This is a genomic window from Streptomyces sp. NPDC099050 (assembly GCF_044759865.1).
Classification (GTDB): domain Bacteria; phylum Actinomycetota; class Actinomycetes; order Streptomycetales; family Streptomycetaceae; genus Streptomyces.
The window spans coordinates 1-16,044 of the sequence record NZ_JBIWAE010000013.1; the positions used below are offsets into that span (position 1 = coordinate 1).

At 70.9% G+C, this 16,044-nt stretch carries 15 protein-coding genes and 1 pseudogene; 15 read left to right on the forward strand and 1 reads right to left on the reverse strand.

What is annotated here, in order from left to right; translation table 11 throughout:
- The 7 genes and pseudogenes from ACIQV3_RS21800 to nusB all read left to right on the forward strand — a co-directional run.
- A pseudogene (locus ACIQV3_RS21800) lies at window positions 1-126 on the forward strand (chorismate synthase); the annotation flags it as partial.
- A gap of 44 nt (window positions 127-170) precedes the next feature.
- Window positions 171-653: a shikimate kinase gene (locus tag ACIQV3_RS21805; protein WP_403714592.1), complete on the forward strand. Its 483-nt coding sequence runs from the start codon at window positions 171-173 to the stop codon at window positions 651-653.
- Entirely contained in the window at window positions 650-1,741 is a 1,092-nt protein-coding gene (gene aroB, locus ACIQV3_RS21810; protein ID WP_403714149.1) for a 3-dehydroquinate synthase, read from the forward strand. The genes ACIQV3_RS21805 and aroB overlap by 4 nt, the downstream gene beginning before the upstream one ends.
- Before the next feature lie 138 nt (window positions 1,742-1,879).
- A complete protein-coding gene (locus ACIQV3_RS21815; RefSeq protein WP_403714151.1) occupies window positions 1,880-2,647 on the forward strand; it encodes an AAA family ATPase in 768 nt (255 codons plus the stop codon).
- 156 nt (window positions 2,648-2,803) lie between these two features.
- Window positions 2,804-3,913 carry a M24 family metallopeptidase gene (locus ACIQV3_RS21820; RefSeq protein ID WP_403714152.1) on the forward strand — a complete coding sequence of 370 codons (1,110 nt, stop codon included), beginning with the start codon at window positions 2,804-2,806 and terminating at the stop codon, window positions 3,911-3,913.
- A gap of 59 nt (window positions 3,914-3,972) precedes the next feature.
- Window positions 3,973-4,539, forward strand: coding sequence for an elongation factor P (gene efp / locus ACIQV3_RS21825; protein ID WP_389697108.1), 567 nt, complete (start codon window positions 3,973-3,975; stop codon window positions 4,537-4,539).
- A gap of 2 nt (window positions 4,540-4,541) precedes the next feature.
- Window positions 4,542-4,979 carry a transcription antitermination factor NusB gene (gene nusB / locus ACIQV3_RS21830; RefSeq protein ID WP_403714154.1) on the forward strand — a complete coding sequence of 146 codons (438 nt, stop codon included), beginning with the start codon at window positions 4,542-4,544 and terminating at the stop codon, window positions 4,977-4,979.
- Window positions 4,980-5,148: 169 nt separating this feature from the next.
- Here nusB and bldD read toward each other — a convergent pair whose 3' ends face one another.
- Window positions 5,149-5,649, reverse strand: a complete 501-nt coding sequence (gene bldD / locus ACIQV3_RS21835; RefSeq protein WP_069929708.1) for a transcriptional regulator BldD — start codon at window positions 5,647-5,649, stop codon at window positions 5,149-5,151.
- A 240-nt stretch (window positions 5,650-5,889) separates the two neighbouring features.
- Here bldD and pyrR point away from each other — a divergent pair, with 240 nt between their 5' ends.
- From pyrR to pyrF, 8 genes are all read left to right on the forward strand, one after another.
- On the forward strand, window positions 5,890-6,498 hold the full coding sequence (pyrR, locus tag ACIQV3_RS21840) for a bifunctional pyr operon transcriptional regulator/uracil phosphoribosyltransferase PyrR (protein ID WP_403714156.1): 609 nt from the start codon (window positions 5,890-5,892) through the stop codon (window positions 6,496-6,498).
- Between the two features lie 165 nt (window positions 6,499-6,663).
- Complete coding sequence (locus ACIQV3_RS21845) at window positions 6,664-7,653, forward strand: aspartate carbamoyltransferase catalytic subunit (protein ID WP_403714158.1); 990 nt, start codon at window positions 6,664-6,666, stop codon at window positions 7,651-7,653.
- A 2-nt stretch (window positions 7,654-7,655) separates the two neighbouring features.
- Complete coding sequence (locus ACIQV3_RS21850; RefSeq protein WP_403714160.1) at window positions 7,656-8,942, forward strand: dihydroorotase; 1,287 nt, start codon at window positions 7,656-7,658, stop codon at window positions 8,940-8,942.
- The gene (locus ACIQV3_RS21855) at window positions 8,939-9,523 is read left to right on the forward strand and encodes a hypothetical protein (RefSeq protein ID WP_403714161.1); all 585 of its coding nucleotides are present in this window, start codon (window positions 8,939-8,941) and stop codon (window positions 9,521-9,523) included. Before ACIQV3_RS21850 ends, ACIQV3_RS21855 begins: the two co-directional genes overlap by 4 nt.
- Window positions 9,520-10,668, forward strand: coding sequence for a glutamine-hydrolyzing carbamoyl-phosphate synthase small subunit (gene carA, locus ACIQV3_RS21860; RefSeq protein WP_403714163.1), 1,149 nt, complete (start codon window positions 9,520-9,522; stop codon window positions 10,666-10,668). Before ACIQV3_RS21855 ends, carA begins: the two co-directional genes overlap by 4 nt.
- Window positions 10,661-13,969: a carbamoyl-phosphate synthase large subunit gene (gene carB / locus ACIQV3_RS21865; protein ID WP_403714165.1), complete on the forward strand. Its 3,309-nt coding sequence runs from the start codon at window positions 10,661-10,663 to the stop codon at window positions 13,967-13,969. Before carA ends, carB begins: the two co-directional genes overlap by 8 nt.
- 79 nt (window positions 13,970-14,048) lie before the next feature.
- A complete protein-coding gene (locus ACIQV3_RS21870) occupies window positions 14,049-15,158 on the forward strand; it encodes a quinone-dependent dihydroorotate dehydrogenase (RefSeq protein ID WP_403714167.1) in 1,110 nt (369 codons plus the stop codon).
- Window positions 15,155-16,006, forward strand: coding sequence for an orotidine-5'-phosphate decarboxylase (pyrF, locus tag ACIQV3_RS21875; RefSeq protein ID WP_403714169.1), 852 nt, complete (start codon window positions 15,155-15,157; stop codon window positions 16,004-16,006). The genes ACIQV3_RS21870 and pyrF overlap by 4 nt, the downstream gene beginning before the upstream one ends.
- The last annotated feature ends 38 nt before the right edge of the window (window positions 16,007-16,044 follow it).

Below are 16,044 nucleotides of genomic sequence, written 5' to 3' on the forward strand. Positions count from 1 at the left end.
ATCGTCGCGGAGGCGATGGTGGCTCTGGTGCTGGCCGACGCGGTCGTGGAGAAGTTCGGTGGCGACTCGGTCCCCGAGACCCGCCGCAACGTCCGCTCGTACCTCGACAACCTGCAGATCCGGTGACCGGCGGCCGCGCGACCGGACCCCTGGTGGTCCTCGTGGGCCCCATGGGGTCCGGCAAGTCCACCGTGGGCGAGCTGATCGCCCAGCGGCTCGGAGTTTCCTACCGGGACACCGACGCCGACATCGTCGCGGCCCAGGGCCGGGAGATCTCCGACATCTTCATCGACGAGGGCGAGCCCCACTTCCGTGAGCTGGAGCGGGAGGCGGTCGCCGCCGCCGTCGCCGGCCACGAGGGGGTCCTCGCCCTGGGCGGCGGCGCCGTCCTCGACGAGACGACGCGCGAGCTGCTGGCCGGGCTGCCCGTCGCCTACCTCTCGATGGACGTCGAGGAAGCCGTCAAGCGCGTGGGCCTCGGCGCCGCGCGCCCGCTGCTCGCCGTCAACCCGCGCCGCCAGTGGCGCGAGCTGATGGAGGCCCGGCGCCCCCTGTACACCGAAGTCGCGCGCGTCGTGGTGGCCACGGACGCCCGCACCCCCGAAGAGGTCGCCCAGGCGGTCCTCGAGGCTCTGGAGTTGAAGAACGCATGACAGACCAGGTGACGCGGATCCAGGTCGGCGCGAGCGCGGGGCACGACGCGTACGACGTGTTGGTCGGCCGGCAGTTGCTCGGCGAGCTCGGCTCCCTGATCGGTACGAAGGCCCAGCGGGTCGCCGTCATCCACCCCGAGGCCCTCGCCTCGACCGGTGAGGCGCTGCGGGACGACCTCGCCGCGCAGGGCTACGAGGCCGTCGCCATCCAGGTGCCGAACGCCGAGGAGGCCAAGACGGCCGAGGTGGCGGCGTACTGCTGGAAGGCGCTGGGACAGTCCGGCTTCACCCGCAGCGACGTCGTCGTCGGCGTCGGCGGGGGATCCACCACCGACCTCGCGGGCTTCGTAGCGGCCTCCTGGCTGCGCGGGGTGCGGTGGATCGCCGTCCCGACCACCATCCTGGCGATGGTGGACGCGGCCGTCGGCGGCAAGACCGGCATCAACACCGCCGAGGGCAAGAACCTCGTCGGCGCCTTCCACCCGCCGGCCGGTGTGCTCTGCGACCTGGCGGCGCTGGACTCGCTGCCGGTCAACGACTACGTCAGCGGTCTCGCCGAGATCATCAAGGCCGGATTCATCTCCGACCCGGTGATCCTCGACCTGATCGAGGCGGACCCCGCGGCGGCGCGCACGCCCGACGGACCGCACACGGCCGAGCTGATCTGCCGCTCCATCCAGGTCAAGGCCGACGTGGTCTCCAGCGACCTCAAGGAGTCGGGCCTGCGGGAGATCCTCAACTACGGGCACACCCTCGCGCACGCCATCGAGAAGAACGAGCGCTACAAGTGGCGCCACGGCGCGGCCGTTTCGATCGGCATGGTCTTCGCCGCCGAACTCGGCCGGCTCGCGGGCCGGCTCGACGACGCGACGGCCGACCGGCACAAGGCCGTCCTGGCTTCGGTGGGGCTGCCGCTGACCTACCACGGCGACCAGTGGCCCAAGCTGCTGGAGACGATGAAGCTCGACAAGAAGTCCCGCGGGGACCTGCTCCGCTTCATCGTCCTGGACGGGCTGGCCAAGCCGACCGTCCTGGAGGGTCCCGACCCGGCCGTCCTCGTGGCGGCCTTCGGCGAGGTCACGGCCTGAACCGGGTGCGGGCCGGTGCGAACCGGCCCGAACCGGCCGGGGCCGGCCTCCTCGCGACCATCGCGTGACCCGGCGAGCCTCCGGGGTCATATAACGTTCTCGTATCAGTCGTGATGGAACGAGACGGAGTGGCAGCGGATGCACCAAGGAGTGGGAGACGGGGGCTGGGAGCCGCCGGAGAGTCGACACCCGGCGGCGCCCGCGCAGCCGTCGGCAGCGCCGGTGACGGGCCGGCCCGCGCCTCCCGTGCCGCCCCTGCCCTCCCCGCCCGCGGCGCCCCGGACCGCGCCGGGTCCGCCGGACGGCTTCACCGGGCACGTCCCGCTGCCGCCCGTCGCCCCCGGCACCGGCGGCGCCACCCTCGCGGTCCTGCTGATCGGCCCCGCGGGTGCCGGCAAGACCACGGTGGCCCGCCACTGGGCCGGCACCCGGCCCGTCCCCACCGCGCACATCAGCCTGGACGACGTACGGGAATGGGTGTGCTCCGGCTTCGCGGATCCGCAGGCCGGCTGGAACGACCACTCCGAGGCGCAGTACCGCCTCGCCCGTCGCACCTGCGGGTTCGCCGCCCGGAACTTCCTGGCCAACGGGATCTCCTGCATCCTCGACGACGCCGTGTTCCCGGACCGGCCGGTGGTGGGCCTCGGCGGCTGGAAGCGCCATGTGGGGCCCGCGCTCCTGCCGGTCGTGCTGCTGCCCGGCCTGGAGATCGTCCTGGAGCGCAATGCCGCCCGCTCGGGGAACCGGCGCCTCTCCGACGAGGAGGTCGCGCGGATCCACGGCCGGATGGCCGGCTGGTACGGATCCGGGCTGCCGATCATCGACAACTCCCACCTCGACGTCGAGGGCACCGCACGCGCCCTGGACGAGACCCTGGCCCGCGTCATCTCGCAGCCGGCCTACTGAATCGTCCCACCGAATCCGTAGGGGGAATCGGCCTGCGGAATCGGCCTGCGGAATCGGTTTGGCGGACCCCTGCCCGCGGTGCCCGCCGGTCCGGTCCGGCCCCGTACGGCTGCGCTCACCGGGCCGGATGGGCGCAGCGCTCGTAGGCTCGGAAACATGTCAGACGTGTACGCGGCCCGCCGGGGCCTGCTTCGCGACCGCTGTGCGGCCGCCGGAAACGCCGCCGCACTCATCACGCGTCCGGCGAACGTCCGTTACCTCTCCGGGGCGTCGCCGCTGGGTGCCGTCCTGCTGGTCGGTCCGGGCGGCGAGGACATGCTGTTCTGCGCCGGACAGCCCACCGGGGAGGCCGAAGAGGGACGGCTCGACGAGCACCTGCGGCTCTCCGTGCTGGCCGGCCCCGGCGCCGATCCCGCCGTCGCGGCGGCCGACGCGGCATTCCTCGCCCGCGCCGATTCCCTCGCCGTCGAGGAACACCACCTCACCGTCGGCCGGCACCGCGCCCTGGGCTCGGTGGCGCCGGGGCTGCGCCTGGCGGACCTGGGGACCGCCGTGGAACAGCAGCGCCTCGTCAAGGACGAGGAGGAGATCGCCTGCCTGCGGATCGCCGCCGAGATCGCCGACCAGGCCCTCGGGGAGCTGCTGGAATCGATCCTGGTGGGCCGCACCGAACGGCACCTCGCCCTGGAGCTGGAACGCCGGCTCGTGGACCACGGGGCCGACGGCCCGGCCTTCCCGACCTCCGTCGGCACCGGGCCGCATTCCGGCCGCTCCCGGCACCGGCCCTCGGACAGGCGGGTCGAGGAGGGTGATTTCCTCTCCGTCTGCCTCGGCGCGAACTACCGGGGCTACCGCTGCGAGATCGGCCGCACCTTCGTGATCGGCACGACCCCGGCCGACTGGCAGATCGAGCTCTACGACCTGGTCTTCGCCGCCCAGCGGGCGGGCCGGGAGGCCCTGCTGCCCGGGGCCGCGTACCGCGATGTGGATCACGCGGCCCGCTCCGTCCTCGACTCCGCAGGTCACGGCGAGGCCCTCGCGGCGTGGACCGGACACGGAGTCGGTCTCGAAATCGACGAGGACCCGCAGCTTGCACCTACGGCCATGGGTAAACTGGACGCTTGCGTGCCGGTCACCGTCGAACCGGGGGTTCACCTCCCTGGCCGGGGTGGTGTCCGGATCGATGACACGCTCGTCGTACGCCCCGAGGCGGACGGCGGTCCCGAGCTACTCACCATTACGACCAAGGAGCTGCTCGCGCTCTAGCCCGCGTCGGCGGGCTGTGCGCGCACCCGTGGTCTTCCAGTGCAGGAGATTCCCACACCGTGGCTTCCACGAACGACCTCAAGAACGGCATGGTGCTGAAGCTCGACGGGGGCCAGCTCTGGTCCGTCGTCGAGTTCCAGCACGTCAAGCCCGGCAAGGGCCCGGCCTTCGTGCGCACCAAGCTGAAGAGCGTCATGTCCGGCAAGGTCGTCGACAAGACGTTCAACGCCGGCACCAAGGTCGAGACGGCCACCATCGACCGCCGCGACATGCAGTTCTCCTACATGGACGGCGAGTACTTCGTCTTCATGGACATGGAGGACTTCGACCAGCTGATGGTCGACAAGAAGGCCGTCGGTGACGCCGCCAACTTCCTGATCGAGGGCTTCACCGCCTCCGTGGCCCGCCACGAGGGCGAGGTGCTCTACGTCGAGCTCCCGGCCGCCGTCGAGCTGACCATCCAGCACACCGACCCGGGCGTCCAGGGCGACCGCTCCACCGGTGGCACCAAGCCGGCGACGCTGGAGACGGGCCACGAGATCCAGGTCCCGCTCTTCATCAACACCGGCGAGAAGATCAAGGTCGACACCCGCACCAGCGACTACCTCGGCCGGGTGAACAGCTAACCGTGGCTGCCCGGAGCAACGCGCGCAAGCGCGCTTTCCAGATCCTGTTCGAGGCCGACCAGCGCGGGGTCTCCGTGCGCGAGGTCCTCGCGGACTGGGTCCGCCACTCGCGGTCGGACACCGACCGTCAGCCCGCGGTGAACGAGTTCACCATGGAACTCGTCGAGGGGTACGCCGACAAGGTGGACCGCATCGACGATCTGATCGCCACCTACGCCGTGGACTGGGACCTCGACCGCATGCCGGTCGTGGACCGGAACATCGTGCGCCTCGGTGCCTACGAGCTGATCTGGGACGACGGCACCCCGGACGCCGTGGCCATCGACGAGGCCGTCGAGCTGGCCAAGGAGTTCTCCACGGACGAGTCGCCCTCGTTCGTGAACGGGCTGCTCGGCCGCTTCAAGGACCTCAAGCCGAAGCTGCGCCGCAGCGAGAGCTGATTGGCGCCGCCGGTACGGCGTGAACGGAGGGCCCGCAGCGCACGCGCGCTGCGGGCCCTCCGTCGTCGCGGGCCGGGCCGGCATGAAAAAACCGGTGGGTGCCGGGAGCCTGTCGGCTCCCGGCACCCACCGGTAAACGTTTCTGCTGAGGCCTCGGAGGACTCGGGGACTAGATGTCCTCGTGCGCCACCGCGCGACGCGCGTCCGCGTCCAGCACGCCCCAGCTGATGAGCTGCTCGGTCAGGACCGAGGGCGACTGGTCGTAGATGACGGCGAGGGTGCGCAGGTCGTCCTGGCGGATCGAGAGCACCTTGCCGTTGTAGTCGCCGCGCTGGCTCTGGATGGTCGCCGCGTAACGCTGCAGCGGGCCGGCCTTCTCGGCGGGGACGTGGGCGAGGCGCTCCAGGTCCAGGCGCAGCTTCGGCGGCGGCTCGGCCGCTCCGCCGGGGGTCGTACCGGGCAGCAGTTCCTGCACGGGCACCCCGTAGAAGTCCGCCAGCTCGGCGAGACGCTGGACGGTCACGGCGCGGTCTCCGCGCTCGTAAGAACCGACCACCACGGCCTTCCACCGGCCCTGGGACTTCTCCTCGACACCGTGGAGGGAAAGGCCCTGCTGGGTGCGGATGGCGCGGAGCTTGGCCCCGAGCTGTTTGGCGTATTCGCTGGACATAACGCTCCCGGACGCTGTGACGACATGACCACGTGCGGCTCCGCCGCGCGGCTGGTAACTCACTGTGAGGTTACGCAGCGTTACTTGGATGCGTCAAGCCGAATGGTGTCCGACGCCCACGTAAGAGGGGTCCTGGGCTGCCCCGATGTCGGGTCGCGGGAATCCCCCTGGTACCGTGGAACGCGTAGATCCGACGTCCTTTAAGGTCCGTCCCGTGAGGCGGAGAAGGAGGTCCTTTTCATGGACACTCAGCAGGACCAGTACGACCAGCAGGATCAGAAGGCCGCCGCCGAAGTCATGCGCCCCGTTCTCGAAGCGCAGGACATCGCCCGTGTTCTGACCCGTATCGCCCACGAAATCGTCGAACGCGCCAAGGGTGCCGATGATGTGGTGCTCCTCGGCATTCCCACCCGCGGCGTTTTCCTCGCCCGCCGGCTGGCCGCCAAGCTCGAAGAGATCACCGGTGTGAAGATCCCGGTCGGCTCCCTCGACATCACCATGTACCGCGACGACCTGCGGATGAAGCCCGCCCGGGCGATCGGCCGCACCGAGATTCCCGGCGACGACATCGACGGCCGCCTGGTCGTCCTCGTCGACGACGTTCTCTTCTCCGGCCGCACCATCCGGGCCGCCCTCGACGCCCTCGGCGACCTCGGCCGCCCCCGCGCGGTGCAGCTCGCGGTCCTCGTCGACCGCGGCCACCGCGAACTGCCGATCCGCGCCGACTACGTCGGCAAGAACCTCCCCACGTCGCTGCGGGAGAACGTCCAGGTCCAGGTCCAGGAGGAGGACGGCCGCGACGCCGTGCTGCTCGGCCAGCGGACCGACCGGGCAGCCGTCGGGCAGTAGCCCCCGCCGGTGGCCGGGCCCTCGGGGTCCGCGCCGGGGTCCGCCCTGCCCGCACCCCCAGCCAGCCCGTCTGCCCTCCCACGGTTTCGGCCTCACCACGGTTTCGACCTTCCACGGCATTGACCTCACCACGGCTTTGAACTCAACGACTTACGGAGCACCCGGATGAAGCGCCACCTCATCTCGGCCGCCGATCTCACGCGCGACGACGCGGTCCTGATCCTCGACACCGCCGAGGAGATGGCCCGAGTCGCGGACCGGCCGATCAAGAAGCTGCCCACCCTGCGCGGCCGCACGATCTGCAACCTCTTCTTCGAGGACTCGACCCGGACCCGGATCTCCTTCGAGGCCGCCGAGAAGCGCCTCTCCGCCGATGTCATCAACTTCGCGGCCAAGGGCTCCAGCGTCTCCAAGGGCGAGTCCCTCAAGGACACCGCCCAGACCCTCGAGGCCATGGGCGTGGACGCGGTCGTCATCCGCCACCACGCCTCCGGCGCCCCCTACCGCCTCGCCACCTCCGGCTGGATCGACGCACCGGTGATCAACGCCGGCGACGGCACCCACGAGCACCCCACCCAGGCCCTGCTCGACGCCTTCACCATGCGCCGCCGCCTGGTCGGCAAGGACGCCGGGCTCGGCAAGGACCTGAACGGCCGCCGGATCACCATCGTCGGCGACGTCCTGCACAGCCGGGTCGCCCGCTCCAACGTCCAGCTGCTCCACACCCTCGGAGCCCAGGTCACCCTGGTGGCCCCGCCCACCCTGGTGCCCGTCGGCGTCGAGGCCTGGCCGTGCGAGATCTCGTACAGCCTGGACGAGGTGCTGCCGAAGTCCGACGCCGTGATGATGCTGCGGGTGCAGCGAGAGCGGATGAACGCCGCCTTCTTCCCCACCGAGCGCGAGTACTCCCGCCGCTACGGCCTGGACGGCGCCAGGATGGCCCGCATGCCCGAGCACGCCATCGTCATGCACCCCGGCCCGATGGTCCGCGGCATGGAGATCACCGCCGAGGTCGCCGACTCCGACCGCTGCACGGTCATCGAGCAGGTCACCAACGGCGTCTCGATCCGCATGGCCGTCCTGTACCTGCTGCTCGGAGGCTCCGAGCCCGCCGTCACCACCACCAGTACGCCCCGCACCGAGGAGAGCAAGTAAAGATGAGCAAGATCCTTATCCGTGGCGCGAAGGTACTCGGTGGCGACGTCCAGGACGTCCTGATCGACGGCGAGACGATCGCCGCCGTGGGCACCGGCCTCGATGCCGGCGACGCGACCGTCATCGAGGCCGCGGGCCAGGTCCTCCTCCCTGGCCTCGTCGACCTCCACACCCACCTGCGCGAGCCCGGCCGCGAGGACTCCGAGACGGTCCTCACCGGCACCCGCGCCGCCGCCTCCGGCGGCTACACCGCCGTCTTCGCCATGGCCAACACCTTCCCCGTCGCCGACACCGCCGGCGTCGTCGAGCAGGTGTGGCGCCTGGGCAAGGAGTCCGGCTACTGCGACGTCCAGCCCATCGGCGCCGTCACCGTCGGCCTGGAGGGCAAGCAGCTCTCCGAGCTGGGCGCCATGCACGAGTCGGCCGCCCGCGTCACCGTCTTCTCCGACGACGGCAAGTGCGTGGACGACGCGGTCATCATGCGCCGCGCCCTGGAGTACGTGAAGGCCTTCGGCGGCGTCGTCGCCCAGCACGCCCAGGAGCCCCGCCTCACCGAGGGCGCCCAGATGAACGAGGGCATCGTCTCCGCAGAGCTCGGCCTCGGCGGCTGGCCGGCCGTCGCCGAGGAATCGGTGATCGCCCGCGACGTCCTGCTCGCCGAGCACGTCGGCTCCCGCGTCCACATCTGCCACCTCTCCACCGCCGGCTCCGTCGAGATCATCCGCTGGGCCAAGTCCCGCGGCATCGACGTCACCGCCGAGGTCACCCCGCACCACCTGCTCCTCACCGACGAGCTCGTGCGCTCGTACAACCCGGTCTACAAGGTCAACCCGCCGCTGCGCACCGAGGCCGACGTGCTGGCCCTGCGCGAGGCGCTCGCCGACGGCACGATCGACATCGTCGCCACCGACCACGCCCCGCACCCGCACGAGGACAAGGACTGCGAGTGGGCCGCCGCGGCCATGGGCATGGTGGGCCTGGAGACCGCGCTCTCCGTCGTCCAGCAGACGATGGTGGAGACCGGACTGCTCGACTGGGCCGGCGTCGCCGAGCGGATGTCCTTCGCCCCGGCGCGCATCGGCGGCCTCCCGAACCACGGACGCCCCGTCTCGGCAGGTGAACCCGCGAACCTGACCTTGGTCGATACCTCGTACCGTGGTGTCGTGGACCCCGCACACTTCGCCTCCCGCAGCCGCAACACGCCTTACGAGGGCCGTGAGCTGCCGGGGCGCGTGACTCACACCTTCCTGCGGGGCCGGGCAACGGTCGTGGACGGGACGCTGGCGTGACACCTGCAGTAATCCAACTGGCCGCCGAGGCCGCCGAGCGACAGTCGGCGGAGGTGACGGACTGGGGCGCCCGCATCGCGTGGGTGATCGGCCTGCTGGTCTTCATCGCCTTCGTGTACTGGCTGATGCGGCAGGGCTGGAAATGGCGCGGCACCCTGCAGAGCGATCTGCCGGAGCTGCCCGTCGCCCCCGGCGGTCTCCCCGAGCACCGGCTGGCCCTGACCGGCCGGTACCACGGGTCCACCACCGCCGGGCAGTGGCTCGACCGGATCGTCGCCCACGGACTGGGCGTCCGCAGCCGGGTCGAGCTCGCGCTCACCGACGCGGGCCTCGACGTGGTCCGTCCGGGTGCCACCGACTTCTTCGTACCGGCCGCGCAGCTGCGCGGCGCCCGCCTCGACAAGGGAATCGCGGGCAAGGTACTCACCGAGGGCGGTCTCCTCGTCGTCACATGGGCGCACGGCGACAGGCTGATCGACTCCGGATTCCGCTCCGACCGCGCGGCGGAACACGCCGCATGGGTCGAAGCGATCAACGACATGAACCACTCAATCACCACGACGGAAGGCGCCGAACGATGACGACCTCCACCAGGGGAGCAGCCAAAGCTCCCGCCGTACTCGTCCTGGAGGACGGTCGGATCTTCCGCGGCCGCGCCTACGGCGCTGTGGGGGAGACCTTCGGCGAGGCCGTGTTCTCCACCGGCATGACCGGCTACCAGGAGACCCTCACCGACCCGTCGTACCACCGGCAGGTCGTCGTGATGACCGCCCCGCACGTGGGCAACACCGGCGTCAACGACGAGGACCCCGAGTCCTCCCGCATCTGGGTCGCCGGCTACGTCGTACGCGACCCCGCCCGCGTCCCCTCCAACTGGCGCTCCGTGCGCTCGCTGGACGAGGAGCTCGTCAAGCAGGGCGTCGTCGGGATCTCCGGCATCGACACCCGCGCCCTGACCCGCCACCTGCGCGAGCGCGGTGCCATGCGCGTCGGCATCTTCTCGGGCGAGGCCTGGGAGGGCGTCCGCGACGAGGCGCTGCTGGCCAAGGTCCAGGCCGCCCCGCAGATGAAGGGCGCCGACCTCTCCGCCGAGGTCTCCACCAAGGAGGCGTACGTCGTCCCCGCGATCGGTGAGAAGAAGTTCACCGTCGCCGCCGTGGACCTCGGCATCAAGGGCATGACCCCGCACCGGATGGCCGAGCGCGGCATCGAGGTGCACGTACTCCCCGCCACGGCCTCCGTCGAGGACGTGTACGCGGTCGCCCCCGACGGCGTGTTCTTCTCCAACGGCCCGGGCGACCCGGCCACCGCCGACCACGCGGTCTCCGTCATGCAGGGCGTCCTCGCCCGCAAGACCCCGCTCTTCGGCATCTGCTTCGGCAACCAGATCCTGGGCCGCGCGCTCGGCTTCGGCACCTACAAGCTGAAGTACGGCCACCGCGGCATCAACCAGCCGGTGCAGGACCGCACCACCGGCAAGGTCGAGATCACCGCGCACAACCACGGCTTCGCCGTGGACGCGCCCCTCGACAAGGTCTCGGAGACCGCCTACGGCCGCGCCGAGGTCTCCCACGTCTGCCTCAACGACAACGTCGTGGAAGGCCTCCAGCTGCTCGACCAGCCGGCCTTCTCGGTCCAGTACCACCCCGAGGCGGCTGCCGGCCCGCACGATGCCGCGTACCTCTTCGACCGCTTCGTTAATCTGATGGAGGCCGAGCGTGCCTAAGCGCACCGATATCCAGTCCGTCCTGGTCATCGGCTCCGGCCCGATCGTCATCGGCCAGGCCGCCGAGTTCGACTACTCCGGGACCCAGGCCTGCCGCATCCTCAAGGCCGAGGGCCTGCGGGTGATCCTGGTGAACTCCAACCCCGCCACGATCATGACCGACCCGGAGATCGCCGACGCCACGTACGTCGAGCCGATCACCCCCGAGTTCGTCGAGAAGATCATCGCGAAGGAGCGCCCCGACGCGCTGCTCCCGACCCTCGGCGGCCAGACCGCGCTGAACACCGCCATCTCCATGCACGAGCAGGGTGTGCTGGAGAAGTACAACGTCGAGCTCATCGGCGCCAACGTCGAGGCGATCAACAAGGGCGAGGACCGCGACCTCTTCAAGGGCGTCGTCGAAGCCGTCCGCGCCAAGATCGGCTACGGCGAGTCCGCCCGCTCGGTCATCTGCCACACGATGGACGACATCATCCAGGGCGTCGACACCCTCGGCGGCTACCCCGTCGTCGTGCGCCCCTCCTTCACCATGGGCGGCGCCGGCTCCGGCTTCGCCCACGACGAGGAAGAGCTGCGCCGCATCGCCGGCCAGGGCCTCATGCTCTCCCCGACCACCGAGGTGCTCCTGGAGGAGTCCATCCTCGGCTGGAAGGAGTACGAGCTGGAGCTGATGCGCGACACCAAGGACAACGTCGTCGTCGTCTGCTCCATCGAGAACTTCGACCCGATGGGCGTCCACACCGGCGACTCCATCACCGTCGCCCCGGCGATGACCCTCACCGATCGCGAGTACCAGCGGCTGCGCGACATCGGCATCGCGATCATCCGCGAGGTCGGCGTCGACACCGGCGGCTGCAACATCCAGTTCGCGATCGACCCGGTCGACGGCCGCGTCATCGTCATCGAGATGAACCCGCGCGTCTCGCGCTCCTCGGCGCTCGCGTCGAAGGCCACCGGCTTCCCGATCGCCAAGATCGCCGCCAAGCTGGCCATCGGCTACACGCTCGACGAGGTCCCCAACGACATCACCGAGAAGACGCCGGCCTCCTTCGAGCCGTCCCTCGACTACGTCGTCGTCAAGGCCCCGCGCTTCGCCTTCGAGAAGTTCCCGCTGGCCGACGCCACCCTCACCACCACCATGAAGTCGGTGGGCGAGGCCATGGCCATCGGCCGCAACTTCACCGAGGCCCTGCAGAAGGCCCTGCGCTCGCTGGAGAAGAAGGGCTCGCAGTTCACCTTCGTCGGCCCCACCGGCGACAAGGAAGAACTCCTGGCCACCGCGGTCCGCCCCACCGACGGCCGCATCAACACCGTCATGCAGGCCATCCGCGCCGGCGCCACCCAGGAAGAGGTCTTCGAGTACACGAAGATCGACCCCTGGTTCGTCGACCAGCTCTTCCTCATCAAGGAGATCGCGGACGAGCTGGCCGCCGCCGACAAGCTCTACCCCGAGCTGCTCGCCGAGGCCAAGCGCCACGGCTTCTCCGACAGCCAGATCGCCGAGATCCGCGGCCTGCGCGAGGACGTCGTCCGCGAGGTCCGTCACGCGCTCGGCGTCCGCCCGGTCTACAAGACGGTCGACACCTGCGCCGCCGAGTTCGCCGCGAAGACCCCGTACTTCTACTCCTCGTACGACGAGGAGTCCGAGGTCGCCCCGCGCGAGAAGCCCGCGGTCATCATCCTGGGCTCCGGCCCGAACCGCATCGGCCAGGGCATCGAGTTCGACTACTCCTGCGTCCACGCCTCCTTCGCCCTCAGCGACGCCGGCTACGAGACCGTGATGGTCAACTGCAACCCGGAGACCGTCTCCACCGACTACGACACCTCCGACCGCCTGTACTTCGAGCCGCTGACGCTCGAAGACGTGCTGGAGATCGTCCACGCCGAGTCGCTCGCCGGCCCGATCGCGGGCGTCATCGTCCAGCTCGGCGGCCAGACCCCGCTGGGTCTCGCCCAGGCCCTCAAGGACAACGGCGTCCCCGTCGTCGGCACCCCGCCGGAGGCCATCCACGCAGCCGAGGACCGCGGCGCCTTCGGCCAGGTCCTCGCCGAGGCCGGCCTGCCCGCCCCCAAGCACGGCACCGCCACCACCTTCGCCGGCGCCAAGGCCATCGCCGACGAGATCGGCTACCCCGTGCTCGTACGCCCGTCGTACGTGCTCGGCGGCCGCGGCATGGAGATCGTCTACGACGAGGACCGGCTGTCCTCGTACATCGCCGAGTCCACCGAGATCTCGCCGACCCGCCCGGTGCTGGTCGACCGGTTCCTCGACGACGCGATCGAGATCGACGTCGACGCCCTCTACGACGGCACCGAGCTCTACCTCGGCGGCGTCATGGAGCACATCGAGGAGGCCGGCATCCACTCCGGCGACTCGGCCTGCGCCCTGCCCCCGATCACGCTGGGCGGCTACGACATCAAGCGCCTGCGCGCCTCCACCGAGGCCATCGCCAAGGGCGTCGGCGTCCGCGGCCTGATCAACATCCAGTTCGCGATGGCGGGTGACATCCTCTACGTCCTGGAGGCCAACCCGCGCGCCTCCCGGACCGTCCCCTTCACCTCGAAGGCGACCGCGGTCCCGCTCGCGAAGGCCGCCGCCCGCATCTCGCTCGGCACCACCATCGCCGAGCTCCGCGAAGAGGGCATGCTCCCCAAGACCGGCGACGGCGGCACCCTGCCGCTCGACGCGCCGATCTCGGTCAAGGAGGCCGTCATGCCGTGGTCGCGCTTCCGCGACATCCACGGCCGCGGCGTCGACACCGTGCTGGGCCCGGAGATGCGCTCCACCGGCGAGGTCATGGGCATCGACTCCGTCTTCGGCACGGCGTACGCCAAGTCGCAGGCCGGGGCCTACGGCCCGCTGCCCACCAAGGGCCGCGCCTTCATCTCCGTCGCCAACCGCGACAAGCGCACGATGATCTTCCCGGCGCGCGAGCTCGTCGCCCACGGCTTCGAGCTGATGGCCACCTCCGGCACCGCCGAGGTCCTGCGCCGCAACGGCATCAACGCCACCGTCGTGCGCAAGCTCAGCGAGGGCGAGGGCCCCGACGGCGAGAAGACCATCGTCCAGCTCATCCACGACGGCCAGGTCGACCTGATCGTCAACACCCCGTACGGCACCGGTGGCCGCCTCGACGGCTACGAGATCCGTACGGCCGCCGTGGCGCGCGGCGTCCCGTGCCTCACCACGGTCCAGGCTCTCGCCGCGGCCGTCCAGGGCATCGACGCGCTCAACCGCGGCGACGTGGGCGTCCGCTCGCTCCAGGAGCACGCGGAGCGGCTGACGGCGGCCCGCGACTAGCAGCCCGTACGAAAGGGGGGCACCGGCGACAGCGACCGGTGTCCCCCCTTTCATGAGCGCCAAAGGGATATTTCGGACGATGTACAAACTGTTCTTCAACCTCGTCTTCAAGCGGATGGACCCGGAGCAGGCCCACTACACGGCCTTCCGCTGGATCCGCCTCGCGGCCCGCACGCCGGTGCTGCGCACCTTCGTCGCCGCCTACCTGGCCCCCCGGTACGCGTCCCTGCGCACCGAGGCCCTCGGACTGCGGATGCACGGCCCCTTCGGGCTCGCGGCCGGCTTCGACAAGAACGCCGTCGCCATCGACGGGATGTCGATGCTCGGCTTCGACCACATCGAGATCGGCACCGTCACCGCCGAGGCCCAGCCCGGCAACCCGAAGAAGCGGCTGTTCCGGCTGGTCCCGGACCGCGCGCTGATCAACCGGATGGGCTTCAACAACGAGGGCTCGGCGGCCGTCGCCGAGCGCCTGTCGGCCCGCGTACCCGTCTTCAAGACGGTCGTCGGCGTCAACATCGGCAAGACGAAGGTCGTCCCCGAGGAGGAGGCCGTCGCCGACTACGTCGCCTCCACCGAGCGCCTCGCCCGGCACGCGGACTACCTCGTCGTCAACGTCTCCTCACCGAACACCCCGGGCCTGCGCAACCTCCAGGCCACGGAGTCGCTGCGCCCCCTGCTGAGCGCCGTGCGCGAGGCGGCCGACCGCGTCGTCACCGACCGGCGGGTCCCGCTGCTCGTCAAGATCGCCCCGGACCTCGCGGACGAGGACGTGGACGCGGTCGCCGACCTGGCCCTGGAGCTGGGCCTCGACGGCATCATCGCGACGAACACGACCATCGCCCGCGAGGGCCTCGGCCTGAAGTCCGACCCCTCGCTGGTCCAGGAGACCGGCGGCCTGTCCGGCGCCCCGGTCAAGGAGCGCTCGCTGGAGGTCCTGCGCCGGCTGTACGCCCGCGTGGGCGACCGCCTGGTCCTGGTCGGCGTCGGCGGCATCGAGAACGCCGAGGACGCCTGGCAGCGGATCCTGGCGGGCGCGAGCCTGGTCCAGGGCTACAGCGCCTTCATCTACGAGGGCCCCTGCTACGCCCGCGCCATCCACAAGGGCCTGGCCGCGCGCCTGGCCGCCAGCCCGTACGCGACGCTCGCCGAAGCGGTGGGCGCGGAAACCCGAAAGGCCGCCCTGTGACCTCTGCGACTCCCGTCATCCCCTTCGGCACGCGGCTGCGCGAGGCGATGGACACCCGCGGGCCGCTGTGCGTCGGCATCGACCCGCACGCCGCCCTGCTGGCCTCCTGGGGCCTGAACGACGACATCGCGGGCCTGGAGAAGTTCTCCCGCACGGTGGTCGAGGCGCTCGCCGACTCGGTCGCCGTCTTCAAGCCGCAGGCGGCGTTCTTCGAGCGGTTCGGCTCGCGCGGGATCGCCGTGCTGGAACAGACGGTGGCCGACGCGCGGGCGGCGGGCACGCTGGTCGTCATGGACGCGAAGCGCGGTGACATCGGCTCGACGATGGCCGCCTACGCGCAGACCTTCCTCTCGCCCTCGTCCCCGCTGTTCTCGGACGCGCTGACGGTTTCCCCGTACCTCGGCTACGGCTCGCTGAAGCCGGCCGTCGACCTGGCGCGGGAGTCGGGGGCCGGTCTGTTCGTGCTGGCCCTGACCTCCAACCCGGAGGGCGCGGAGGTCCAGCGGGCGGTGCGGTCGGACGGCCGCACCATCGGGGCGACGATGCTGGCCCACCTGGCGGCGGAGAACGCGGACGCCTCCCCGATGGGCTCCTTCGGAGCGGTGGTCGGGGCGACCCTCGGGGACCTGTCCTCCTTCGACCTGGACATCAACGGGCCGCTGCTGGCCCCCGGCATCGGTGCGCAGGGCGCCACCGCGGCGGACCTCCCGGCGGTGTTCGGCGCGGCCGTCCGCAATGTCGTCCCGAACGTGTCGCGGGGCGTGCTGAAGCACGGGCCGGACGCGGCCGCGCTGCGCGCTTCCGCCCGAGCGTTCGCGGACGAGATCCGCGCGGCCGTAGCGGCGTAGCCCGTCGGCGGCGCCGCTGCGCGGGAAACCGGCGTGCC